Consider the following 23,956-nt stretch of genomic DNA (forward strand, 5'->3'; position numbering starts at 1 on the left):
AGCGTTTTCCGATCACGTTGCGTCGTAACCAGCCGCGACGAGATAATTTTGACATTCCTCGGGTGAGAAGCGTTTGAGAGCGTTGGCGATTGCTTGCCAGAGATCGGGCATGGTGCGGGCTGCGGCGGCCCGCAACAGCGCTTTCAGTTTGGAGAAGGCCATTTCAATCGGGTTGAAGTCTGGACTGTAGGGCGGAAGATAGAGCAGGCTAGCTCCGACCGCCTGGATGGCCTCTCGAACGCCATGGACCTTGTGAGCGGGCAAGTTGTCCATGATAACGGTATCGCCCGGCCGCAGCGATGGGGCGAGCAATTGCTCGACGTAGGCCAGGAAAGCGTCGCCATCCATTGGACCGTCCAGAACAAGCGGCGCGATCAGACCGTCGGAGCGCAATCCAGCGGTGAACGTCGTCGTCTTCCAATGTCCGTGTGGGATAGCTGCACGACATCGCTCGCCGCGTGGCGAGCGCCCGTAACGCCGCGCCATTTTGGTGTTGGCGCTGGTTTCGTCGATGAAGACGAGACGCTCAGGGTCAAGGTCGATTTGCCCTTCGAACCACTCCTCACGTGCGGCATTTATATCGCCGCGCCGTTGCTCGGCGGCGTGCGCTGTCTTTTTTTAAGTGTGATCTTTCTGCGCTGGAAAAAACGCCAGAGCGACGCGATGCCAGTCGATATTCCATGACGTTTCAACAGTTCTCGCAACTCGGCAAGCGTGATATCCGGCCTCGCTGTCACCGCCTCCAGAATCAATTGCGAATGCGCTTCGATGCGCTGCGATTTGCGGTCACCGCCCTGGCGTTTAGGAACGATGTCGCCAACTTTCTTGAGGCGAGCGCGCCAGCGGATCGCACTGGCCGCGCTGACACCAAAGCGCTCAGCAGCCTGTCGACAGGACATGCCACCGTCAATCGCGGCTACCACCCTTTGGCGAAGATCAACCGAAAGCGCCCTGGCCATACATGCTGGCCTCCCTCGCCAGCATGCAGCTTGAATCTGACTCGCGCCGTTTTGGGAATCCCCACCCGATTCTTTCCGGTCGGAAAATGCTCTAGCGCAGACGTTTAGCGATCCGGCGGCGCGGCATTGCTCTCGCGCCTCAACAAGGCGGCCAAGCAGGCCTTCGTTGATCTTGATCAATAAACGCCCATGCCGCGGCCCGATCTTGGTGGCCGGAAAGTTCGATGGAGGATGGCATGTTTCGCTGCGGCAAGATCCTGATGGCGCTTGCGTTGATGCTGACGATGCCGATCACCGCAACCGCGCAGACGGCTGACAAGCCGGCGGCGCCGAGCACGCAGGCACAGCCCGCAAGTCCGCCTCCGCCGAGCGCCGAACTCCCGAAACCCGAGCAGCTCGAGGCGCTGGTGGCGCCGATCGCGCTCTATCCCGACGAGCTGCTGGCCAATGTCCTGGCGGCATCGACCTATCCGCTGGAAGTGGTGCAGGCCGATCGCTGGCTGAAGGAGCGCAAGACGCTGAAGGGCGAGGCGCTGAAGGCCGAGGTCGACAAGCAGGCCTGGGACGACAGCGTCAAGGCGCTCGCCAGCACCCCCGATGTGTTGTCGATGATGAGCGACAAGCTCGAATGGACCCAGAAACTCGGCGATGCCTTTCTCGCCCAGCAGCCCGACGTGATGGACGCGATCCAGCGCCTGCGCAACAAGGCCTATGACAACAAGAAGCTGGTCACGACCAAACAGCAGAAGGTCAGCGTTCAGAGCCAGGAAGGCAAGCAGGTTGTCGTCATCCAGCAGGCCGATCCCGCCGAGATGTACGTGCCCTATTACGATCCGGCGACGGTCTACGGCACCTGGCCCTATGCGGAGTATCCGCCGTATTACTGGGGATATCCGTCCTATATCGGCGCCGGCGTGGTTGCGGCCGGCATTGCCTTTGGCACGGCCTGGGCGATCGGGCGCTGGGGCAGTTACTGGGGCGGCGGCTGCAACTGGGGCAACCGCAACGTCTACGTCAATCATCGCACCACCAACATCGCCAACGGCTGGCAGCACAATCCGGCGCATCGCGGCGGCGTGCGCTATAACAACACCAACGTCCAGCAGCGTTTCGGCAACAACAATGTGAGGGCGGGCGCGTCGGACCGGATGGATTTCCGCGGCCGGGACGGCAACCAGGTGCTGCGCCCGAGCCAAGGTGCGGGAGACCGGGCTGGAGATCGCGCCGGCGACCGTGCCGGTGATCGTGGCGGTCCGGGTGACCGTGCAGGAGATCGTGCTGGTGATCGCGGTGATCGTGCCGGCAATCGCGGCGACCGGCCCGGCGGCGGCGATCGTGCTGGCGCGGGAGATCGTGCCAAGGGTGGTGGAGATCGCGCCAAGAATGCAGGCAAGAATGTGGGTAAGGGCGGCGGCGATCGTGCAAAGGCTGCGAATCGAGCCGGCGGCGGCGCTGCCGCCAATCGAGGCGGTGGCGGCAATCGCGGCGGTGCGATGAACGTCTCGTCGGGCCGGGCGGCGGCCGCAGCATCGGCGCGCGACGCTCCAGCATGGCGAGCATGCCGCGCGGCGGTGGCGGCGGAAGCTTTGCCGGGCGCGGCGGCGGTGGCGGAATGGCCATGCATGGTGGTGGTGGTGGCTTCCGTGGTGGTGGAGGCGGAGGAGGAGGCCGCGGCGGTGGCGGCGGTGGGCGGCGCTCCGACATCGCGCTGAAGCATGACATCGTCCTGCTCGGCCATCTCTCTAACGGCCTCGGCTATTATCGCTTCAGCTACATCGGCAGCGACAAGGCCTATGTCGGCGTGATGGCGCAGGAGGTGGAGAAGGTGATGCCTGACGCCGTGACGCGCGGCAGCGATGGTTATCTGCGCGTCTATTATGACAAGCTTGGCCTGACATTCCGCACCTACCGCGATTGGCTCGCCGACGGCGCGAAGATCCCTGCGGAGGTGACGCCATGATCGGCCTGAAATCGCTCCATCGCGCGATCCTGCCGGGCGTGGTGGCGCTCGCCATGCTTGGCTCGGCGGCACAGGCGCAGCAATCCTACAAGACACCGGAGGATGCGGCCGCCGCGCTCGCGGCCGCAGTCAAAAGCGGGCCGGGCGACATTTTGAAGGTGCTCGGCAGGGCCGCCGAGGATATCGTCTCGTCCGGTGACGAGGTCGCCGACAACGACATCCGTCAGCGCTTCACGTCGATGTACGACGCCAAGCACGGCATCAAGGCGGAGGGCAACAAGACCGCGACCTTGATACTGGGGCCGGACGATTTCCCGTTTCCGATTCCGCTGCTCAACACCAAGACAGGCTGGGCGTTCGACACCGACGAGGGGCGGATCGAGGTGCTTCGCCGCCGCATCGGCCGCAACGAGCTCGACGCGATCCAGACCGCGCTTGCCTATGTCGATGCCCAGAATGAATACGCCGACACGGATCGCGGCGAGGGCGCTGGTGTCTACGCGCAACGCTTCCTTTCCACGCCCGGCAAGAAGGACGGCCTGTTCTGGCGTGACGACAGTGATCCGAGCCCGCTCGGCGCGCTGGTCGCGGAGGCCTCGGCCGAAGGCTACAAGCAAGGCACAGGCGAGGCACCCGCGCCTTATCACGGCTACTACTTCCGAATACTGAAAGGCCAGGGTTCCGACGCGGCCGGTGGCGCGCTCAACTACGTCGTCAAGGGCAAGATGATCGGGGGCTTCGGACTGATCGCTTGGCCCGCCGAATACGGCAATTCCGGCGTGATGACGTTTCTCGTCAATCATGCCGGCACCGTCTACCAGAAGGATCTCGGCAACCGCACGGCGGTCATCGCCGAGCGCACCACGCTGTTCGATCCCGACCAGACCTGGAAGAAGGTCGATGCCGCGAAGCCATAAACCGGAACGCATGCGGCGCGCGACCGCAATCGGCCTTGCCGCGCTCGCGCTCCTCCTGCTCGCGATGCCGGCCACGCCGTCGTTCGCGCAAGCGAGCGGCCATGTCCAGGTGAGGTTCGTCAAGGCTGGCCTGCTGGTCGGAGGCGGCACCGGCAGTGGCGTGCTGAACTACCGCGGTCGGAATTATCCCTTCAAGGTCTCCGGCTTGAGCGTCGGCATCACGGCCGGTGCGACCGTCGGCAGATTTGATGGCCGGGCATCAGGCATCCGCGATGTCGGCGACTTCGTCGGCACCTATAGCTCCGTCGGCGGCGGCTTCGCACTCGTCGGCGGCGTCAACGGCGCCCATCTGCGCAACGAAAAGGGCGTGACGATCGTGCTGCAAGGCCCGAAGGCCGGACTTGAGCTCGCCTCCAACATCAGCGCGATCACGATCGCCTGGAAGTGAGCGCCTCGAGCCTGGGGTTACCGGGCCGCGATGGCCGTCATCTCGAGTTTGACGCCTGGACCGAGATCGGCCACGCCGATCGCAGCGCGCGCCGGCAGGTGAGCTTCCGCAAAGTGCGCCTTCCAGGCCGCATTGAACTCCGCCTTCTCCTTCAGGTTGGTCATGAAGATGGTCACCTGCAAGACGTTGGCGAGATCGGAGCCGAGCGTCGTCAACAGGCGCGCCAGCTGCCCGAGGACGTCGTTGGCCTGGCCCGACATATCGAGGCTGGTGTCCTCGGGGACGATCCCGCCGATGTAGAGCACGCCATTATGCTCGACCACTTCGTGGAGGAGTCCTTCGTAGGGCAAGACGCGCTGGATCATGATGAACCGATGCTGCTGTGGGGATGGGCGGCATATCGCACATTTCCATGTCGATGTCGTTTGAAGAGATTTCGCGACCGGGGCGTCTCGAAGGTCGTCCAACAAGATATTGAAAATAAAGAATAAATTGGCTGAAGAATCGCCGCTTGTCGTGCGGTCGGACGGTCACCCAGCTGCACTTGCGCGCGGGAGCCCGGCGTTTCCGACGGCCCTGATCCGACGACATCAGGATGCGGATCGGTATACTGCCACCGGAATCGACGCGGCAGCGGCTGGGTCCGTGCCGTACCGGAACAAGGATCAGACGATGGACGATACGATTGGCTTTCCCGACCCCGGCCTCGACCTGTCTGACGGCTTCAAGCCTCACACCTCGCATTGGGGCGTGTTTTCCGCGCGTCAGAGCGAAGCCGGGCTCGAGGTCAGGGCCTATGCGGGCGACCCCGATCCGAACGGCATCATCGGCAATTTCCCCGGCGCGCTGCGGCATCAGGCGCGCATCGCCCAGCCGGCGATCCGCCGCGGCTGGCTCGAGCGCGGACCTGGCCCGGACGATCGCCGCGGCCGCGATGAGTTCGTCTCCGTCAGTTGGGAGAAGGCGCTCGATCTGCTCGGCGACGAACTCGGCCGCATCCGCGATACGCGCGGCCCCGGCGCCGTGTTCGGCGGCTCCTACGGCTGGTCGAGCGCGGGCCGCTTCCATCACGCCCAGAGCCAGGTGCATCGCTTCCTCAACATCGCAATGGGCGGCTATGTGCGCTCGGTGAACACTTACTCTTCGGGCGCATCCTCGGTGCTGCTGCCGCAGATCCTTGCCGGCTACGAGGACATCACCAAGCGCAACGTCACCTGGGAGCAGATTGCCGAGAACACCGATATCGTGCTGGCGTTCGGCGGCATGGCGCTGAAGAACTCCATGGTGGCCGGCGGCTCGATCAGCAAGCATGTCGAGCGCGGCGCCATGGAAGCCGCGCGCCGGCGCGGCTGCGCGTTCATCCTGGTCAGCCCGCTGCGCGACGATCTTCCCGTCGAGGCCGGCGCCGAATGGATGACGTGCCTGCCCGGCACCGACACCGCCCTGATGCTCGGCATCGTCCACACACTTGTGAGCGAAGGTCTGCACGACCAGGCCTTCCTCGATCGCTACACCGAAGGCTGGCCCGTGTTCCTGCGCTATCTCAATGGCGAGAGCGACGGGCAGGCCAAGCATGCCGAATGGGCCGCCGCGATTTGCGGCGTCGATGCGGACGCGATACGCGAGCTCGCGCGCCGCGCCGCCGGAAAGCGTGCACTGATCACCGTTTCGCATTCGCTCCAGCGCGCCGAGCATGGCGAGCAGCCGGTGTGGATGGGCATGGTGCTCGCTGCAGCGCTCGGCCAGATCGGCCTGCCCGGTGGCGGCTATGCTTATTCGCTCGGCGCGATCGGCTATTATGGCCGCCGCGTCAACGACGTGCCGGGACCGACGCTGGGGCAGGGCCGCAACGGCGTGCGCGATTTCATTCCGGTCGCGCGCATCGCCGACATGCTGCTCAGTCCCGGCACGACCTATCGCTACAATGGCGAGACGCGTACCTATCCGGACATCCGCCTCGTCTACTGGGCCGGCGGCAATCCCTTCCATCACCATCAGGACATCAACCGCTTGCGCAAGGCTTTTGCGCAGCTCGATACGTTCGTCGTGCACGAGCTCGCCTGGACCGCGACGGCGCGGCACGCGGACATCGTGCTGCCCTCGACCATGACGCTGGAGCGCGAGGACATCGGCTATTCGACCAACGATCCCCTGATGGTCGCGATGCACCAGATCGCCGAGCCCTTTGGCCTTGCGCGTGACGATTACGACATCTTTGCCGATCTCGCCGAGCGCCTGGGTGCGCGCGAACCTTTCACCGAAGGGCGCACGTCGCGGCAGTGGCTCGAACATCTGTACGAGCCGACTCGCGCCTCGCTTCAAGCTCGTGGCCTCGAGGCGCCTGATTTCGACGAATTCTGGCGGCGCGGCAGCCTGGTCGTGCGGCAACAGCCCGACGACGGCGGCCGGCTGCGCAGCTTTCGCGAGGATCCGGCCAAACATCCTCTGCTGACGCCGAGCGGGCGCATCGAGATCTATTCAGCCAAGATCGCCGCGCACGGCGATGCCGATTGTCCCGGCCATCCGGTCTGGCTCGACAAGACCGACATGCCGAAACCCGGCGCGCCGTGCTTCCTCGTCGCCAACCAGCCGGTGACGCGCCTGCACAGCCAGCTCGACTTCGGCGGCCATTCGCTGGGCGCGAAGCATCGCGGCCGCGAGGTGGCGCGCATGAATCCACGCGATGCCGATGCACGCGGAATCAAGGACGGCGACATCATCCGGCTGTTCAACGAGCGCGGCGCCTGTCTCGCCGCCGCCCACGTCACCGACGGCATCGCGGCCGGTGTCGTGCAGCTTCCGACCGGCGCGTGGTACGACCCGATGGACCCCGAGGACGAAGCGCCGCTCTGCGTTCACGGCAATCCCAACGTGCTCACCCGCGACATCGGTACCTCGTCCTTCGCGCAGGGCTGCACCGGCCAGCTCACGACGGTCGAGGTGGAGAAGTTCACCGGCAATCTGCCGCCGATCCGCGCGTTCGATCCGGTATAGGCGCGTCGCCGGGATTGCTGCGGCCGTAGTGCGAAGGCGCCGGACTACGCTGCGCTCTATCCGGTCTACGCGAAATGCGCTCGCAACGACGACGTGGAGGGAGTGTGAGTCATACTGCGCTCTCGTGCCCGTGCCGTAGCGCGTCCAGGACACGAGAGGCAGAAAGAAAAGGGGCCGTCCTGTGTGGGCGGAGGGACGGCCCCGAGTGGCTCGCAGGCCCGGGAGGAAAAGGGCTCGAGCCGGCGTGAGTGGCAGGGCACTCACGCCAAAGAAATCGCAAACCGGTCGAACTGCAGATGGCGTGATGCCAAGTGCCTTGATCTCAAGTCGCTTGATTCCAAGTCCCTTGATTTCAGATACCTCGATTCCAATTCGCCTGCCGCCGCACGAACTACGCGGCTGCGCCGACCATCCAGTCCATGTCCGCGGCAGGGCGCCGCCGCGGAAGCGCCTCCGTAGCAGGCAGCACAGCCCTGCTGGCCAGACGCCAGCGTGCCGGTGACTCGCCGCTGATGCGCTTGAACACGGTCGAAAAATGCGCCTGGGTGCTGAAGCCGACGGCAAGCGCGATCTCCGCCAGCGGCCGCTCGGTCGTCGTGAGCAAGGTCTTCGCATGCTCGACGCGATGATTGAGCAGATATTCGCGCGGACGGTAGCCGGTCGCGGCGCGGAACTGTGCCGCGAAATGCATCCTCGAGAGGCCCGCGACATTGGCGAGCTCAGACAGACTGATGCAGCGATCAAAGTGATCGGCGATATATTGCTCGACGCGCCGTAGCCGCCATTTCGGCAAGGCATTGACTTTTGAGCGTGGCAGCTCGAGCCGGGTCAGATGCATCGCAAGGGTCTCGCCGATGCAGCGCGCGAATTGCTGGTCCGCGGTATCGCCATGCTCGGTCAGTGCCTTGGCGAGCTCGGCTGCGAGCGGGTCGCGCAGCAGGACGAGGTCGTTGAGGCCCTCGGTCGCCGGCCGCGCCGCCGAAAAATGATCGGTGGAGATGTGGAAGTGCAGGAAAGCGCAGGGCGAATGGAATTGCACGCCGAGAAGCTTCGATGGCGCACTGACGTACAGCGTGCCCGCGGGCATGGTGCCGTCGAAGATGATCTGACGGTCCCGCGTCAGCTTTACCCGAGCGGTCTTCAGCGCGATGGCGACGAAATAGCGGTCCGCCGGCGTCGTCGCTTCGTGCGACGAGATGGCCCGCGAGTCTTCCCATCGCGAAATCGTGATGTCCGCGTCCAGGCCGCGATCGATCTTGCGCCATCCGCTTTCCTGCGCGATTGCACGCATCCCGTGCGAAGCCTCGCGATCACCCCGGCTGGCGGGAAATTCGATCCAGGCATGCGCTGCTTGCAAGTCATTGAACATCGCTCGTCCTCTCCTGGCCTCGTCGCCGCTTGCAGCGATCAGCCAACTCTCAGTGCTTTCCACGATCAGAGGATAGGCGTGAGCCAGGCAAGAAGCCCGTTAGTGATGATTAGGAGGTGTTAGATTTTGTGCGAGCACATGAAGTGTGACAGCCCGCCGCAGGACGTTTGATTTTGTCCAGCTTTTCAATTATTTGCGCAGATCGGTGCGGTGTGAGGACATTGCAGAACATCGCGCTGCGATCGATGTGCCGGTATGAGGCCGGCTCGGCGCCTTGCTGGACCGCGCATCGACGGCGGGTATAGTCGCCGCGCATTTGAATGAAATGGCCGTCAAGATGAGTCAGAAGTGACCGAACCCCCGGCAGGACATGGCTCGCCCGGCAATGGCGCCGGGGCGAGCCTTGATTTCGACGCAGTCTCGTTCGGACCGTTTTCGCTGCGGTCGCGGTTGCTCGAGAGGGACGGAGCGCCGGTCAAGCTCGGCAGCCGCGCGATGGACATTCTGCGTCTGCTCCTCAGCCGTGCCGGCGAAGTGGTGCCGAAGAACGAGATTCTGAGCTACGCGTGGTCCGGCCTCGCGGTCGAGGAAATCAGCCTGCGCGTCCATGTCGCGGAGCTGCGCAAGGTGCTTGGCGACGGCAAGGACGGGGCCCGCTACATCACCAACGTCCCGAGCCGCGGCTATTGCTTCGTCGCGCCCGTGCAACGTGGCGAGCGCAACGCCGCTCCGGCACTCGCGCCGCGTGCACCTGAAAGAACGGCGCCGCCTGCAGCCTTGCCACACCGGCTGGACCGGATGATCGGTCGGGACGACGTGCTGCCCGAGTTGTCGGCGCGTCTGCTGAGCGACCGCTTCGTCACGCTGCGAGGACCGGGCGGCATCGGCAAGACCACGGTTGCGACCGCGCTCGCGCATGACATGTGGCAGGCGTTCGAGGGGCACGTTCATTTCCTCGAATTCGGCCCACTGAAGGACGCCACGCTGGTCGCGAGCACGGTTGCCGCCGCTCTGGGTCTCGTCGTTCATCACGATGATCCCTCAGGCAGCATCGTCAATTTTCTGCGCGGACGGCGGCAGCTTCTCATCCTCGACAGTTGCGAGCACGTCATCGACGAGGTCGCGTGTCTGGCCGAAAACATCTATCGCGAGGCGCCGGGCATCGCCATTCTCGCCACCAGCCGCGAGTCGCTGCTGGTGGAAGGCGAGCAGATCTTCGAGCTCGTTCCGCTGGCCGGCCCGCCGCAAGGGGCGCGCCTCAGCGCCGGCGAAGTGCTGGATTATCCGGCCGCGCAGCTGTTCATCGATCGTGCCGCGGCCGCAGGCCATCGCGGCGATATCACGGACGAGGATGCCGAGGTCCTGGCCGAGATCTGCGGCAAGCTCGACGGCATCGCGCTCGCGATCGAACTCGCCGCCGTGCGCGTCGGCGTCTACGGATTGCGGGAGATGGCCGCGCTGCTCGACTCCAGGCTCAAGCTCGAATGGCGCGGACGGCGAACGGCGCCGCCACGGCAGCAGACGCTCGGCGCGACGCTCGACTGGAGCTTTGGCCTGATCGGCGAGAGCGAACGCACAGTGCTTCAGCGACTCGCCATCTTCGCCGGCCCCTTCACGCTCAAGGGGGCGATCGCAGTCGCCGCGGATGAGGGTGCCGCGGCCGATCGCGTCGTCGATGCGCTGGAGCAGCTCGTGGCCAAGTCGCTGGTGTCGGCGCAGCCCGATGGCGCATCGCGGCGCTATCGCCTGCTGGATGCCACGCGCGCCTATGCCATGCAGAAGCTGGTCGACGCGGGCGAAGCGGCGGCGATCGCGCGCCGTCACACGGCCTATGTTCAGCGCACGCTCGAAGCCGGCATGGCGGAGCAGGGCGGCGACCCGGCTTCGCGCCTGCAGGCGCGCGCGAGCCTGCTCGCAGATGCCCGTGCGGCGTTGGAATGGAGTTTTGCCAACCACGACGGTGCCGCCTTGCGCGTGCCGCTCGCCGGCAGCGCCGCAAGGCTGTTCGTCGAGCTCAACCTGCTGAACGAGGCGCGCATCTGGTCGGGCCGCGCGCTCGCGATGCTCGACGATGCCAACCAGGGCGGCAAATGGGAGCTCGAGCTGCAGTCGACGCTTGGCCACGCCTTCATGTTCACGGAGCGCAACAGCGAGCAGGCCGAGGCCGCACTCGTGCGCGGGCTGGAGATCGCGGAAGCGCTCGACGATCACGCCAATGCGTTCAGGCTGCTGTCGCGGCTGAACATGTTCTATCGCCGCACGGGCGACTACAGGCACCTCGTGCCGACCGCACTCCAGGCCGAGCGCATCGCCCGCCAGATCGGCGATACCGCGGGGATCGCAGGCAGCAAGGCGCTTCTCGGCGTGTCGTATCATCTCGCCGGCGACCAGGCCGAGGCGCAGGCCCATCTCGACGAAGGCGTGCGCGACGACGCCGCGCTGCGCGGGACGGAGCCCGGGCATTTCGCCTATTCGCGCACGCCGCAGATTCCGCTCGCGCGGGTGCTGTGGCTGCGCGGCTTTCCCGACCGCGCACTCGATTGCGTCCGCCCGCTCGTCGGCGCCGCCGCGCCGCGCGATGTGCTGATGCATTGCATCGCGCTGTGCTGGTCATCCTCGGTGTTCGGCTGGGTCGGTGACTGGGCCGCCGTCGAGACGATGACGGGACGCCTCGCGACCCATGCGAATTTGCACGGGCTCGCGCCGTACGAAGCCGTCGCGACCGGCTTTCGCGCGCAGACCATGATCGCCCGCGGCGAGCTGGCCGGCGGTGTCGATCTGCTGCGGAGCGCGCTGCTGCGCCTGCATGCGGATCGCTACGAGCTCTACGCATCCGCGTTCGCCGCGGATCTGTCGCAAGGACTGGCGGCGCTGGGACGGTTGACGGAAGGGCTGCAGGTCCTGCAGGAGACGATCGCTCGCGTCGAGCAGGGCGGCGGAGGCTTTGACATGCCCGAGCTCCTGCGCCGGCGCGGCGACCTCGAGGCGCGGACCGGTGATCTCGGTGCCGCCGAAGCGGGCTTCGCCGCATCGCTCGCGCTGGCGGAGCAGCAGGGCGCGCTGTCCTGGCGATTGCGGACGGAGATGTCGCTTGCGGCGCTTCGGCTTCGGCAGGGCGTCAAGAATCCGCTCGACGATCTCGCCGCGACCTATGCGCGGTTCTCGGAAGGATTCGAGACGGCGGATTTGAAGGCAGCGCGGCTCGTGCTGGACGAGGCATCTGCCTGACAAGGCTCAGTCGAACCGGAAATTCGCGAGATCGATCGACACCATCAGCTCATCACGCAGCGGCATCAGATCGTCGCCGCGCAGATAGATGCGCCGGCGGGTCGGGAGCTTGAATCCGTCGACGGTGACGGGATCGGACACGTACTGAGCTGCCGGAAAATTGCCGGCGATCTCGACCCGGTAATCATGCCGGCGGATGAGCATGTCGGGGCCAAAATAGAAATCCTGCTCGGCGCTGTGGCTTGCGATCACGGCCGGGAAGGTCGCCCGCAATCCGCGCCAGACCTCCGCGCCCTCGCGCCACGGCGCGATCTCCCGGACCTCGAACCCGTCCGCCGCCAGCAGGAACGGCGCAGTCATGTAAGTCCAGAGCGCATAGCCGTTGAAATAGGCGCGATGCAGCGGATCCCAATGCGTGCGCATATCGTGCCGCGCGAAGGCGGCGCGCGGATTGTTGCGCTCCGCGACGATGCGGCCGTCCGCAGCCACGATGGCGATCCGCTCCGGGCTGAAGTCGGTGCGCTGGCCGGGCTTGCCGAACGGCTCCATGGAAGCCCGCTCACGACGCAGCTCGATCCGCATCGTGCGCGGCGCCTGGTCCTGATCGACGCCCTTCAATATCCAGAGGTCGCCGCCCGTCACGATCGGGGCGGTGAGTCGCTCGTGGGCATTCCATCGATCGAGCCCGCCATGGGCCTCGATCGCATTCGCCAGCAGCGGAATCATCCGGCCGTTTCCTCTCGCATCGGTGGTGTCGCCCCAATAGAGATACCCCCGTGCGCAGACGATCGCCCGTTAAGCGTTGTTAAGTGCCGTTGGCAGGTCCGGCGCCTAGAGCGTTTTCCGATCACGTTGCGTCGTAACCAGCCGCGACGAGATAATTTTGACATTCCTCGGGTGAGAAGCGTTTGAGAGCGTTGGCGATTGCTTGCCAGAGATCGGGCATGGTGCGGGCTGCGGCGGTCCGCAACAGCGCTTTCAGTTTGGAGAAGGCCATTTCAATCGGGTTGAAGTCTGGACTGTAGGGCGGAAGATAGAGCAGGCTAGCTCCGACCGCCTGGATGGCCTCTCGAACGCCATGGACCTTGTGAGCGGGCAAGTTGTCCATGATAACGGTATCGCCCGGCCGCAGCGATGGGGCGAGCAATTGCTCGACGTAGGCCAGGAAAGCGTCGCCATCCATTGGACCGTCCAGAACAAGCGGCGCGATCAGACCGTCGGAGCGCAATCCAGCGGTGAACGTCGTCGTCTTCCAATGTCCGTGTGGGATAGCTGCACGACATCGCTCGCCGCGTGGCGAGCGCCCGTAACGCCGCGCCATTTTGGTGTTGGCGCTGGTTTCGTCGATGAAGACGAGACGCTCAGGGTCAAGGTCGATTTGCCCTTCGAACCACTCCTCACGTGCGGCATTTATATCGCCGCGCCGTTGCTCGGCGGCGTGCGCTGTCTTTTTTTAAGTGTGATCTTTCTGCGCTGGAAAAAACGCCAGAGCGACGCGATGCCAGTCGATATTCCACGACGTTTCAACAGTTCTCGCAACTCGGCAAGCGTGATATCCGGCCTCGCTGTCACCGCCTCCAGAATCAATTGCGAATGCGCTTCGATGCGCTGCGATTTGCGGTCACCGCCCTGGCGTTTAGGAACGATGTCGCCAACTTTCTTGAGGCGACCGCGCCAGCGGATCGCACTGGCCGCGCTGACACCAAAGCGCTCAGCAGCCTGTCGACAGGACATGCCACCGTCAATCGCGGCTACCACCCTTTGGCGAAGATCAACCGAAAGCGCCCTGGCCATACATGCTGGCCTCCCTCGCCAGCATGCAGCTTGAATCTGACTCGCGCCGTTTTGGGAATCCCCACCCGATTCTTTCCGGTCGGAAAATGCTCTAGGCTTCGGCCATGACGTCCAGCACCGCGTCGGCAAAGGCCTTCGGCGCTTCTTGCGGCAGATTATGGCCGATACCGCCCTTGATGGTCCGGTGCGAATAGCGCCCGGAGAATTTCTTCGCGTATGCGGACGGCTCCGGATGCGGCGCGCCGTTGGCGTCACCCTCCAAGGTGATCGTAGGCACTGCGATCACGGGCGCCTGCGCCAATTTCGCCTCGTCGTCGGCGTATTTCGCTTCGCCTTCGGCGAGGCCCAGTCGCCAGCGATAATTGTGGATTACGATCGCCACATGGTCCGGATTGTCGAACGCCTTCGCGCTACGGTCGAAAGTGGAATCGTCGAAATGCCATTCGGGCGAAGCGAGCTGCCAGATCAGCTTCGAGAAGTCGTGGCGGTACTTGTCGTAGCCCTCGCGGCCGCGCTCGGTCGCGAAATAGAACTGGTACCACCATTGCAGCTCGGCCTTCGGCGGCAGCGGCATCTTGCCGGCCTGCTGGCTCCCGATCAGGTAGCCGCTCACCGAGACCATCGCCTTGACCCGCTCTGGCCAGAGCGCAGCGATGATGTTGGCGGTGCGCGCACCCCAGTCGAAGCCGGCAATCGTCGCCTTGTCGATTCCGAGCGCGTCCATCAGGGCGACGATGTCGGCCGCGATCGCCGCCGGCTGCCCGTTCCGCATCGTCGAGTCGGAGAGGAAACGCGTGCTGCCGTAGCCGCGCAGGTAAGGCACGATCACGCGGCGGCCGGCCGCGGCGAGCAGCGGTGCGACATCGACGAAGGCGTAGATGTCATAGGGCCAGCCATGCAGCAGGATCACGGGCGGGCCATCCGCGAGACCCGCCTCGGCATAGCCGACATTGAGGAGGCCGGCGTCGATCTGTTTCAGGGACGCGAACGCGGTGTTGGCGCCGGGCTTGACGATGGTGGCGGACTTCGCCGGCTTCGCCGTAGCCGTCGTGCTCAGCGCAAGCTGGGTCGCGGCGAGCGCCATCGCAGCCCTGCCGACGAAACGACGTCGTTCGTGGTTGATGTTGTCGGGCATGTGTGCCTCCTGTGGTCGGTGCATTGTGCAAGTCGCCGTCAGCCCTTGTGCCCGTCCAGACGCGCAAGGAAGTCGCGGATCAGCGTGGCGATCTCGTCGGTCGCCTCGTCGAGCGCGAAATGGCCGGCTTCGAGGATGTGGACCGCCGCATCCGGCACATCGTCGCGATAGGCCGACGCGCCGGCGACGGTGAAGGAGGGATCGTATTTGCCCCAGACCACCAGCGTCGGCGGCCGCGTCTTGCGCAGCCACGCCTGCCATTTCGGATAGGAGGCGACGTTGGTCCGGTAATCCAGGAACAGCGTAGTCTGGATCTCGGCCGCGCCGGGACGCGTCAGGAACGCGTATTCGTCGGTCCAGCTATCGGGGTCGTAGCGCTCGGGGTGCGGGCTGGAGCCGAGGTGCCGCTGGCGCGTCGCGGCCAAGGATGTGAAGTTGGCCTTGAGCGCCTCGAGCTCATGCGCCGGATCAGCCCAGTATTTGCGACGCGCTTCCCAGAGCGGGCTCAGTCCTTGTTCATGCGAAACGGCATTCTGGATCATGATGGCGCGAACGCGCTCGGGATGCGCCAGCGCCATGCGGAAGCCGACCGGACCGCCATAGTCCTGCATGAACAGCACGTAGTTGGTCAGGCCGAGCTTGTTCGTCAGCTCGCCCATCACGCCGGCGATGTTGTCAAAAGTGTAGGTGAAGTCGGACGGTGGCGGCGCGCTGCTGTTGCCGAAGCCGGGATAATCAGGCGCGATCAGGTGATATTTGTCGGCGAGCAGCGGCAGCAGAGGCTCCCACATCCGCGACGAGGATGGGAAACCATGGAGCAGCAGCACGGTCGGCGCGTCGGCGGACCCGGCCTCGCGGTAGAAGATATTGAGACCCCCGATATCGATCGTGTGATAGCTGATCGAGCGTCGGCTCGACCGCAGATCCTGTGCCGAGGCCTGCACGGTGGTGCAGGCGAGGGCGGCTGCGAGGGCGAGGGTGGCTGGAATATTCATGTCATCGCTCCGATGTGGGCGTGTCGCGTCGAGACGTGCCGGCGCGTCATGCGCCGGCAACCGCTCTGACGGGATTGAGCGGCACGCTCCCACCTTGATCGCTGTTGTGCGCAGCAGCTTCCGATCGCCGGATCACATTCGTAAGCTCCGGCGTAAAGCTTTCGTCATCGTCCTCGATGTGTCCGGTCAGTGCCGGGGCGGTGCTCATTGATGAGCACCGCTCCGATGCGAGCCTGACTTACGCGGCCGACTTCGCCTTCTTGGCCAGGGCGGCGAGCAGCGTCTGCGCGGCCGGGCCGGAGGAGTGCGGATTCTGTCCCGTGATGAGCTGGCCCGCGCTGACGACGTGTACGCCCCAGTTCGCCGTTTTCGAGAAGGCCGCGCCGAGCTTCAACATCTCGTCCTCCACGAGGAACGGCACGACATTGGTCAGGCCCACGTCCTCTTCCTCGCCGTTGGTGAAGCTGGTCCCTTCCTTGCCCTCGACCAAAGGCTTGCCATCGGGGGTCTTGACGTGGCGCAGCGCACCGGTCGAGTGACACACCACCGCGATGGTCTTGCCGGCGGCGAGGAAGGATTCGATCAGCTTGACCGAGTCCTTGTCTTCGGCGAGGTCCCACATCGGGCCGTGACCGCCGGGATAGAACAGCGTGTCGAAGTCTTCCTGCTTGACGCTGTCGAGGCGCACCGTCTTGTCGAGCTGGGCTTCAGCGGCAGCGTCCGCCTCGAAGCGCAGCGTCAGGTCAGTGCGGAACTCGGGCTCGTTGCTCTTGGGATCGAGTGGCGGCCGACCGCCCTTGGGCGAAGCCAGCGTGATCTCCGCGCCGGAATCCTTGAAAACGTAGTAGGGGGCGGCGAGCTCCTCGAGCCAGAACCCGGTCTTGCGTCCGGTGTTGCCGAGCTGGTCGTGGGAGGTGATAACCATAAGAATCTTCATGACGATCTCCTTGAGTGCGTTCGCTGCAATGACGCATTCCCTCGTGGTGGAGGTGCGCCGGCCTCGGTCTCGTTCGAGCACAACACTTGTTCGTTGCTCGTGAGCCCAATGTTGCACCCAAGGCCGCGTGTTAGCTCGTTATGTATTGTTAGGCGTTGAGAGCAGTGAACGGTTCCCGCTCTCGCGCGTCGCCACCGCTATTCGAACACGGCGTCGAAGATCTCGACGTCCATCAGCACGGGCCTGGCGATCACGCTTCCATCAGGCCGCAGCGTCTGCACACGCCGCAATGTCGGCACGACGATGCCGCCGAAGCTGTCATGGGCCCAGGAATAATGTGCGACCTTGTTTCCGAACAGATCGTGATCCGTCCGCCGTTGCAGGGCGTTCTCGTCGAAGTAGAAGATCTGCTCGGGCGCGAGCGTGATCAGGTTCGGCGGGAACTGCGCGCGCAGCCGCCGCCACGTGTCAGCGTTTTCGCGCCACGGCGGAAGCTCCTCCGTGACGACGTCGGGATCGGCGAGCAGAAATGGGTTGGTCAGATAATTCCAGATCGCTACGCCGCAGAAGAAGACGAGGTGCAGTTCGTCCGCGAGCCCAGGAGAGCCGGCCTCGGGAAATGCAGGGCTCGGGTTATCCCACGTGCGCAGGACCTCACCCTCGAGGCTCTCGATCGTGATTGCGTCGGGCTGAAAGCAGCCGGAGTGTTCACCCCCGGTGATGCCGGTGAAGCGGACCGACTGGGCGCGGGTCGAGCCCTCCGCCGTCACGTCCTTGAATTCGCTGGCATGTCCGGCGCTGGAGAACAACGAGCCGCCGACGGAAAGGTGGAGCGTGAATCGGGTCAAGCTATTCCAGCGGGCCATACCGCCGCTGGCATCAATTACATCGTCAAGAAGCGCCATATCCCGCCATATCCACCGTGAAGTGCCACCACCATGGCGGGGCGGATGCGGCTTGGCGTGTTAGAAGTTGTTAGGACTTGCGAGCAGGTGCTTGGACGGTATCCCGTTGAAGATACTGTCAATTCAGCGCGCTCAGGAGCTCCCTGGCGGCCACGAGATCGCGGGTCTGGAGGCCTTCCTGGTATCGCGCGACGAGCGGGGCGAGCAGAGCGCGTGCTTCGCCCGCCTGTCCGGCCTGGCGCCAGACCCGGCCGAGGCTGATCGCCCCCCGCAGCTCCCAGCCGAGCGCGCACTGCCGGCGCGACAGATCGAGCGATTTCCGGAGGCAACTCTCGGCCTCGGCGGTGTTTCCCGACCGGACGAGGATGTCGCCCTTGACCCGGAGCATCTCCGGCATGTCGAAGGATTCGCCATGATCTGGAATCTGCGCAATGGCCTCATTGATCGTGCGCAAGGCCTCGTCCGGCTGGTTCTCCGCGACGAGGCCCTCCGCCAGCGCCGTCGCAAACACCGTCGTCATGATCCGGTGCCGCGTCGCGTACAGCGTGGCCTGGCTGCGGCGAAGATGCTCGATCCCGCCGGCGATGTCGCCGCGGCGAAGCATGAGCTCGCCCTTCTGGCCGATGCCGACGGCGTGATAGGGACCAAGGAAGTGCCGCGCCGAATGGTCGATCAGCCGCTCGATCAGGATTTCGGCATTGGCCCAGTCGCCGACCCAGAGGAACACGTAGATCGTCCAGATCAGGGAGATGCCGAGGGTGAGGGGTTGTTCGAGCAGTTCCGCCTCGCGAACGGTGTATCTCGCCGCCTCGATCGCGCGATCGGGCCGGCCGGTGAGCCAGAGCCCGCGCGCCAGCGCGACCAGCGCGACGATGCGGTCGTCATAACCGAGGTGCCCGATGTTCAGCCGCTGCGAGCCGGGATTGTGCACCATCGCGCTCTCGCAGAACTGCACGGCCTTGTCCTGATTGCCGATCAGATGGTGCGCGACGCCCAGCATCCATTCCACGTTCAGCGCGGCGGCCGGATCATTCAGCTTGCGCGCAACGCTCTCGCCCTGCTCGCCGGTGCCGAGCGCGCCGTGAAAATCCCCGACCCTGGTCAGGTAGATGTGCAATCCGCGCAGCAGCCAGAGCTGCCAGTGCAGATCCTCGAGATCCCGCGCAAGCTGAAGACTTCGTGTGAACGCCGACCGGACCGCTTCGGTATTGCCCTGCGTGAACATCACGGAGACGCCGAGCGCGGCCTGCAACGTCATCTCCTGGCGGCGGTCGATCGAATTCGTATCGAGAGAGACAAGCGCCTGCTTCGTCCAGCGATAGCACTCCGTCAGCAATGTCAGTTCGAGGAAAAACTGGGCCGCCGAAGCCGCCAGATCCACGCCGATCGTCCGGTCGGCGTTATCCGAAAAGCTCCAGGCCAGCGCGGCCCTGACATTGGGCAAATGGTCGGCATAGGGAAGGAAGCCGCCCGCGGTCTGCATGCCCGTGGATTTGAGCGCGATGTCGCGCAGGAAGTCGCGGAAATATTCGGCGTGAGCGCGCGCGACACGGGGCGCTTCGCCGTTCTCGACGAGCTTCGCGCCGGCGAAGGCGCGGGTGGTGTCGAGCAGACGATAGCGCAGCCGCCGCTCCGCAGGTGAGGTTGCGATCAGCGATTTGGAGAGCAGGTTCGAGATCGCCTCGACCGCCTCGGGCTCGCTGATGCCCTGGCTGGACGCAACGGCGAGCGCGGCCTCCATCGTGAATGGCCCGACGAACACCGACAAACCGCGCAGCGTCGCGCTTTCGGCCGCCGGCAACAGATCATAGCTCCAGGCGAGCGCCGCGCTCAGGGTCTGGTGCCGCGGGATCGCGGTACGGCGTCCCCGCCACAGCAGCGCGAAGCGGCTGTCGAGCAGCGAGGCGGTTCCGGCAATGCCATAGGCGTTCACGCGTCCGGCGGCGAGCTCGATCGCGAGCGCGATGCCGTCCAGTCGCCGGCAGATCTCGGCGACAAGCGGTGCATCCTCCTCGCTCAGTTCGAATTCGCCCAGGCTCTCGGCAATGCGTTCCACGAAGAGCTGGCTTGCGGGATAGGCAAGGATCTCGGCGATGCCGAGCCCGTCGCGCTGGGGCGGGCAGTCCAGCGGAAACAACCGGTGGACGCGTTCGCCTTCGGTGCGAAAGGATTCGCGGCTGGTGGCGAGAATGTGCAGCTCGGGCGCCTCCTGGACGATGTGCTCGGCCAAGGGCGCGAGCTCGTCGATGATGTGCTCACAGCTGTCGAAGATCAGCAGCATCCGACGGTTGCGCAGCACCGTCAGCAGGCCCGGCATCGGGTCCTCGGAATTGACGGTCAGGCCGAGCGTGGCGGCGATGGTGCTTGGAACGAGCCTGGCATCCGTCAGCGCGCCGAAATCAACGAAGTTGACCTGACCGTCGAAGGCCTGGAGTTCGCGATGCGCGACGGCGAGCGCGACGGAAGTCTTGCCAATCCCGCCGGGGCCGACAATTGTCACGAAGCGATGCTGCGCAAGCTCGGTGGAAATCCGCTCGACCGCGTCGTCTCGTCCGATCATCCTGGCAAGCGGCGGCGGGAGTATGTGAGGCGACGGGACGGCCGGGCTTGTCCGCGTCTCCGGCGATTCGGACCGGACCAGCGGGCCCGCGAAGCAATAGCCACGGCCGGGCACATTGACGACATAGCGGGAGCCTTCACCGGCATCCCCCAAGGCCTTGCGTAGCGTCGTGATGTGGAAGCGCAGGCTGCCTTGATCGACCGTCACGTCGGCCCAGACGCGCTTGATCAACTCACGCTTGTCGATGACCTCGCCGGCGCGCTCGACGAGAAAAATGAGGATGTCGAGTGCGCGGCCGCCGAGGTGAAGCGGAGCGCCGTCCTTCTCGAGCAGGCGCGACCTTGCGTACAGTCGGAATGGCCCGAAGGAAATCGCCGCATCCTGGTCGTTAGTGTCCACCACGCGCCAATGAATCCAGTGAAGGGGCTGTTGTCCGCATCCTGATCTAGCAGAACGAGGTTATGAGTAAACTGGTCGAAAGTGGCGAAATCGCGCGGCAAGTCATTCGGCCGCACCGGGATGATGCGTGACAAATTTCGCTTAAACGCGAGCGGCTTGGGAAGCGATCGGGACGACCCGTCAGCGTGCTTGACCGTCGAGAGGACGGTCTGGCCGCCAACTTGTGCCGCCGATCATAACAAAATCTTGCAACGTCTAACGAGCAAAACGCGCGCGGTGCATCCAGTATACGCTTCGAATTAGGTCCTAGATCCAACGGGGAGGCTATCATGTCCGCTATCGGCTTGGAGACGAGCGACCATTTCGTTCGTTCTCAGCACATTGCCAGCCTTGATGATCAGTCGCGTGACTGGGAACTGGTGCTGCGGGAATCCCACCATCGGATGAAGAACACGCTGACGCTGCTGGGTGCGTCAGTCCGCCGCGACTTCTCGCGGCCGGGTACCAGGGATATGTCGGGCGCGGTGGACCGGTTCGAGCAGCGCATCGTCGCGTTCGGCAGGCTCTATCAGCTTTTGTCCGACAGCGACAGTCTGACCGCCGTCTCCGTCGAGGCCTTCTTCGAAAACCTGTGCGAGGCGCTCTCCGAGGCAGTGCTGGAACCGGCCGGCATCCGCTGCGAGGCAGCGATCGAGAGCGGGGCGCTGCCGGCATCGCAGTGTCATCGGCTGGCGTTGATGCTGACGGAGCTGGTCACGAATGCCGCCAAACATGCCTTCCCGAACAGGAACGATGCGCTGATCCGGATCGAAATGGCCAACCGCGACGGCGCCTGGCTCTGCACGGTGGCTGACAACGGCATCGGCGCGACCGGTCCGCTTCAGGGCACCGGCAGCCGCATCCTTGAAGGGCTCGCACGCAGTATCGACGCGCGGTTGCAGGGCGAGGCGAACCAGGGCGGCACACGCGTGACGATCGTGATGCCCACTGCCGCTTGAAGCTCGCTTCAATTTCAACTCAGGGAGTTCGACATGGCCGGCACCGAAATCGACCGCGACGCCGCGGCGAGGTCTCCGAACACGTCTTCGACATCGCGTGGCGTTGATCTGAAGCTCGAGATCGTCGTCATCCCCGTGTCGGATGTCGACCGCGCCAAGGCGTTCTACACGCGCCTCGGCTGGCGATTGGACGCCGATTTTGCCTCAGGTGACGAATGGCGCGTGATCCAGTTCACGCCGCCGGGTTCGGCCTGTTCGGTGATCTTCGGCAAGAACGTCACACCGGCAGCGCCCGGTTCGGCGCGCGGGCTGTACCTGATCGTCTCCGATCTGGCGGCGGCGCGACAGGATCTGCTCGACCGTGGCATCGCGGTGAGCGCACCATTCCATGGTGCGGGCGACGTTCACGCCGGTCCGGACGAGCCGTATCTGTTCGGCAGCGTCCGGGTCAGCGGTGCTGACCCGAAGCGCGGCAGCTACAGCTCGTTTGCCTCGTTCAGCGATCCCGACGGTAATGGCTGGCTGTTCCAGGAGGTCACGACGCGACTGCCTGGACGCATCGCTGGTGACGGCACGACGTTTGCCTCAACGGCCGATCTGGCCGCAACCCTGCGACGTGCCGCTGTCGCGCATGGTGAGCACGAGAAGCGCATCGGCGGACACGACGAGAACTGGGCGGATTGGTACGCCGACTATATCGTCCGCGAGCAGGCCGGTCAACCGCTGCCCTCCTGAGTTGTAATGAACACATCGCCTGAATTCACAGACAGGGCGCGCGCCGATTGAACTCGTCGCGCGCCGAGTTGCTTCTGCATCGCGCGTATCGTCATCGTCGCTCGCTTTCCTGCATCCCCCGGACTCGCAACGGCTAACGCGGCCTAACAACCGATAACGAGCTAATTGCCAGGACCTGCGCCAATCTCTCCTCACGACGAACCGACGCGTCGATTTCGAATTCGGTTGGCGTCACCGACCAAAGCCAGGGAGATCCGACATGACAACGCAAGCACGAGCCGACATACTCAATCCCGACCGCCGTCAATTGCTGAGCCAGGCCGCAATGACCGCGGTTGCCGCCAGCGTGGCGAGCCTGCTGCCGCTGCGTCCGGCAAAGGCCGCTCCAAGCGGCGCCATCCGGCCGTTCCGCGTCAGCGTACCCGAGGAAGATCTGCTTGACCTCCGCCGCCGCCTCACAGCGACACGCTGGCCGGATCGCGAGATCGTCGCCGACGAATCGCAGGGCGTGCAGCTCACGACGCTTCAGCAGCTCGTGCGGTACTGGCAGAACGAATACGACTGGCGCAAGATGGAGGCGCGGCTGAACGCCTTGCCGCAATTCGTCACCGAGATCGACGGCGTCGACATCCACTTCATTCACATCCGCTCCCGCCACGAGAACGCGCTGCCGATGGTCGTCACGCATGGGTGGCCGGGCTCGATCATCGAACAGATGAAGATTGTCGGCCCGCTCACCGATCCCACCGCGCATGGCGCGAAGGCTGCGGATGCATTCGACCTGGTGATCCCCTCGCTTCCCGGCCACGGCTTCTCCGGCAAGCCGACGGAGCTCGGCTGGGATCCCCAGCGCATCGCGCGCGCCTGGATCGTGCTGATGAAGCGCCTCGGCTACAACCGCTACGTGGCGCAGGGCGGCGATTGGGGCAATGCCGTCACGGAGCAGATGGCGGTGATCGCACCGCCGGAGCTGCTCGGCATTCACACCAACATGCCCGCCACCGTTCCCGACGACATCGCCAAGGCGCTTCAGCCCGGCGGGACGCGGCCGTCAAACCTCTCGGCCGACGAGCGCATTGCCTACGACCAGCTCGACGATTTCTACAAGCACGGCCTCGGCTACGCCTTCGAGATGTCGAACCGGCCGCAGACGCTCTATGGCCTCGTCGACTCGCCGGCCGGTCTTGCATCCTGGATGCTCGATCACGACGCACGCAGTGCTGCGATGATCGCGCGGGTGTTCGACGGCAAGACCGAAGGCCTGTCGCGGGACGACGTGATCGACAACATCACGCTCTACTGGCTCACCAACACCGCGGTGTCGTCGGCGCGGCTCTACTGGGAGAACAAGCTGGTGTTCTTCGCGCCCAAGCACATCAATATCCCGGTCGCCGTCAGCGTGTTCCCTGACGAGATCTATGCCGCGCCGCGCAGCTGGGCCGAGAAGGCCTATCCGAAGCTGATGCACTACAACCGCCTCGACAAGGGCGGCCACTTCGCGGCCTGGGAGCAGCCCGCGCTGTTCTCTGTGGAAATGCGCACCGCGTTCCGCCCGCTGCGCCAGTCGATCTGAACCGAGCAGGGGACGCGCGCTGCCGTGCGTTCCATTTTCGAACATACATG

Annotated in this window: 17 protein-coding genes and 1 pseudogene; 8 read left to right on the forward strand and 10 right to left on the reverse strand. The window is 64.8% G+C overall.

What is annotated here, in order from left to right:
* Window positions 1-12: 12 nt before the first annotated feature.
* Window positions 13-959 (reverse strand): IS630 family transposase gene (locus HAP41_RS14580; protein WP_166055883.1). Its coding sequence is split into 2 segments (ribosomal slippage): window positions 13-620 and window positions 620-959, totalling 948 coding nucleotides; the frame shifts between segments, so codons are not numbered across the junction.
* A 236-nt stretch (window positions 960-1,195) separates the two neighbouring features.
* On the opposite strand from HAP41_RS14580, the pseudogene HAP41_RS14585 reads away from it, so the two are divergent.
* The 3 genes and pseudogenes from HAP41_RS14585 (at window position 1,196) to HAP41_RS14595 (ending at window position 4,284) form a co-directional block, all read left to right on the forward strand.
* Window positions 1,196-2,919, forward strand: a pseudogene (locus HAP41_RS14585) (DUF3300 domain-containing protein).
* Window positions 2,916-3,836, forward strand: a complete 921-nt coding sequence (locus HAP41_RS14590) for a DUF2950 domain-containing protein (RefSeq protein WP_063981867.1) — start codon at window positions 2,916-2,918, stop codon at window positions 3,834-3,836. The pseudogene HAP41_RS14585 and the gene HAP41_RS14590 overlap by 4 nt, the downstream one beginning before the upstream one ends.
* On the forward strand, window positions 3,820-4,284 hold the full coding sequence (locus HAP41_RS14595) for a lipid-binding SYLF domain-containing protein (RefSeq protein ID WP_063981868.1): 465 nt from the start codon (window positions 3,820-3,822) through the stop codon (window positions 4,282-4,284). The genes HAP41_RS14590 and HAP41_RS14595 overlap by 17 nt, the downstream gene beginning before the upstream one ends.
* 17 nt (window positions 4,285-4,301) lie before the next feature.
* Here HAP41_RS14595 and HAP41_RS14600 read toward each other — a convergent pair whose 3' ends face one another.
* Window positions 4,302-4,649 (reverse strand): RidA family protein, encoded by a 348-nt coding sequence (locus HAP41_RS14600; protein WP_038958155.1) that lies wholly within the window; start codon window positions 4,647-4,649, stop codon window positions 4,302-4,304.
* A gap of 307 nt (window positions 4,650-4,956) precedes the next feature.
* On the opposite strand from HAP41_RS14600, the gene HAP41_RS14605 reads away from it, so the two are divergent.
* A complete protein-coding gene (locus HAP41_RS14605) occupies window positions 4,957-7,278 on the forward strand; it encodes a molybdopterin guanine dinucleotide-containing S/N-oxide reductase (RefSeq protein WP_166100638.1) in 2,322 nt (773 codons plus the stop codon).
* 391 nt (window positions 7,279-7,669) lie between these two features.
* Here the strand turns inward: HAP41_RS14605 and HAP41_RS14610 are convergent, their stop codons facing one another.
* On the reverse strand, window positions 7,670-8,647 hold the full coding sequence (locus tag HAP41_RS14610) for an AraC family transcriptional regulator (RefSeq protein WP_166100633.1): 978 nt from the start codon (window positions 8,645-8,647) through the stop codon (window positions 7,670-7,672).
* A 348-nt stretch (window positions 8,648-8,995) separates the two neighbouring features.
* Here HAP41_RS14610 and HAP41_RS14615 point away from each other — a divergent pair, with 348 nt between their 5' ends.
* Entirely contained in the window at window positions 8,996-11,875 is a 2,880-nt protein-coding gene (locus HAP41_RS14615) for an ATP-binding protein (protein WP_166100626.1), read from the forward strand.
* A gap of 6 nt (window positions 11,876-11,881) precedes the next feature.
* On the opposite strand, the gene HAP41_RS14620 is transcribed toward HAP41_RS14615, so the two are convergent.
* From HAP41_RS14620 to HAP41_RS14650, 7 genes are all read right to left on the reverse strand, one after another.
* Window positions 11,882-12,601 carry a hypothetical protein gene (locus tag HAP41_RS14620; protein WP_166100623.1) on the reverse strand — a complete coding sequence of 240 codons (720 nt, stop codon included), beginning with the start codon at window positions 12,599-12,601 and terminating at the stop codon, window positions 11,882-11,884.
* A gap of 121 nt (window positions 12,602-12,722) precedes the next feature.
* Window positions 12,723-13,669 (reverse strand): IS630 family transposase gene (locus HAP41_RS14625; RefSeq protein WP_166063836.1). Its coding sequence is split into 2 segments (ribosomal slippage): window positions 12,723-13,330 and window positions 13,330-13,669, totalling 948 coding nucleotides; the frame shifts between segments, so codons are not numbered across the junction.
* A 91-nt stretch (window positions 13,670-13,760) separates the two neighbouring features.
* The gene (locus tag HAP41_RS14630) at window positions 13,761-14,804 is read right to left on the reverse strand and encodes an alpha/beta fold hydrolase (RefSeq protein WP_166100619.1); all 1,044 of its coding nucleotides are present in this window, start codon (window positions 14,802-14,804) and stop codon (window positions 13,761-13,763) included.
* A 38-nt stretch (window positions 14,805-14,842) separates the two neighbouring features.
* A complete protein-coding gene (locus HAP41_RS14635) occupies window positions 14,843-15,799 on the reverse strand; it encodes an alpha/beta fold hydrolase (protein ID WP_063981873.1) in 957 nt (318 codons plus the stop codon).
* 238 nt (window positions 15,800-16,037) lie between these two features.
* A complete protein-coding gene (locus HAP41_RS14640) occupies window positions 16,038-16,736 on the reverse strand; it encodes a type 1 glutamine amidotransferase domain-containing protein (protein ID WP_166100616.1) in 699 nt (232 codons plus the stop codon).
* Window positions 16,737-16,933: 197 nt separating this feature from the next.
* Entirely contained in the window at window positions 16,934-17,641 is a 708-nt protein-coding gene (locus tag HAP41_RS14645; protein WP_166100614.1) for a hypothetical protein, read from the reverse strand.
* 118 nt (window positions 17,642-17,759) lie between these two features.
* Window positions 17,760-20,603, reverse strand: coding sequence for an ATP-binding protein (locus HAP41_RS14650; RefSeq protein WP_166100611.1), 2,844 nt, complete (start codon window positions 20,601-20,603; stop codon window positions 17,760-17,762).
* A 326-nt stretch (window positions 20,604-20,929) separates the two neighbouring features.
* On the opposite strand from HAP41_RS14650, the gene HAP41_RS14655 reads away from it, so the two are divergent.
* From HAP41_RS14655 to HAP41_RS14665, 3 genes are all read left to right on the forward strand, one after another.
* Window positions 20,930-21,598: a sensor histidine kinase gene (locus HAP41_RS14655; RefSeq protein WP_063981877.1), complete on the forward strand. Its 669-nt coding sequence runs from the start codon at window positions 20,930-20,932 to the stop codon at window positions 21,596-21,598.
* Window positions 21,599-21,631: 33 nt separating this feature from the next.
* Complete coding sequence (locus HAP41_RS14660; protein ID WP_063981878.1) at window positions 21,632-22,333, forward strand: VOC family protein; 702 nt, start codon at window positions 21,632-21,634, stop codon at window positions 22,331-22,333.
* Between the two features lie 259 nt (window positions 22,334-22,592).
* Complete coding sequence (locus HAP41_RS14665) at window positions 22,593-23,906, forward strand: epoxide hydrolase family protein (RefSeq protein WP_063981879.1); 1,314 nt, start codon at window positions 22,593-22,595, stop codon at window positions 23,904-23,906.
* The last annotated feature ends 50 nt before the right edge of the window (window positions 23,907-23,956 follow it).

This window comes from Bradyrhizobium barranii subsp. apii, from assembly GCF_011516635.5.
Taxonomy (GTDB): Bacteria; Pseudomonadota; Alphaproteobacteria; order Rhizobiales; family Xanthobacteraceae; genus Bradyrhizobium; species Bradyrhizobium barranii.

Coding starts and splice junctions, on each gene's coding strand:
- HAP41_RS14655 (WP_063981877.1), top strand. CDS start 20,930: ATGTCCGCTATCGGCTTGGAGACGAGCGACCATTTCGTTCGTTCTCAG.
- HAP41_RS14590 (WP_063981867.1), top strand. CDS start 2,916: ATGATCGGCCTGAAATCGCTCCATCGCGCGATCCTGCCGGGCGTGGTG.
- HAP41_RS14600 (WP_038958155.1), bottom strand. CDS start 4,649: ATGATCCAGCGCGTCTTGCCCTACGAAGGACTCCTCCACGAAGTGGTC.
- HAP41_RS14620 (WP_166100623.1), bottom strand. CDS start 12,601: ATGATTCCGCTGCTGGCGAATGCGATCGAGGCCCATGGCGGGCTCGAT.
- HAP41_RS14640 (WP_166100616.1), bottom strand. CDS start 16,736: ATGAAGATTCTTATGGTTATCACCTCCCACGACCAGCTCGGCAACACC.
- HAP41_RS14605 (WP_166100638.1), top strand. CDS start 4,957: ATGGACGATACGATTGGCTTTCCCGACCCCGGCCTCGACCTGTCTGAC.
- HAP41_RS14660 (WP_063981878.1), top strand. CDS start 21,632: ATGGCCGGCACCGAAATCGACCGCGACGCCGCGGCGAGGTCTCCGAAC.
- HAP41_RS14635 (WP_063981873.1), bottom strand. CDS start 15,799: ATGAATATTCCAGCCACCCTCGCCCTCGCAGCCGCCCTCGCCTGCACC.
- HAP41_RS14645 (WP_166100614.1), bottom strand. CDS start 17,641: ATGGCGCTTCTTGACGATGTAATTGATGCCAGCGGCGGTATGGCCCGC.
- HAP41_RS14630 (WP_166100619.1), bottom strand. CDS start 14,804: ATGCCCGACAACATCAACCACGAACGACGTCGTTTCGTCGGCAGGGCT.
- HAP41_RS14610 (WP_166100633.1), bottom strand. CDS start 8,647: ATGTTCAATGACTTGCAAGCAGCGCATGCCTGGATCGAATTTCCCGCC.
- HAP41_RS14595 (WP_063981868.1), top strand. CDS start 3,820: ATGCCGCGAAGCCATAAACCGGAACGCATGCGGCGCGCGACCGCAATC.
- HAP41_RS14665 (WP_063981879.1), top strand. CDS start 22,593: ATGACAACGCAAGCACGAGCCGACATACTCAATCCCGACCGCCGTCAA.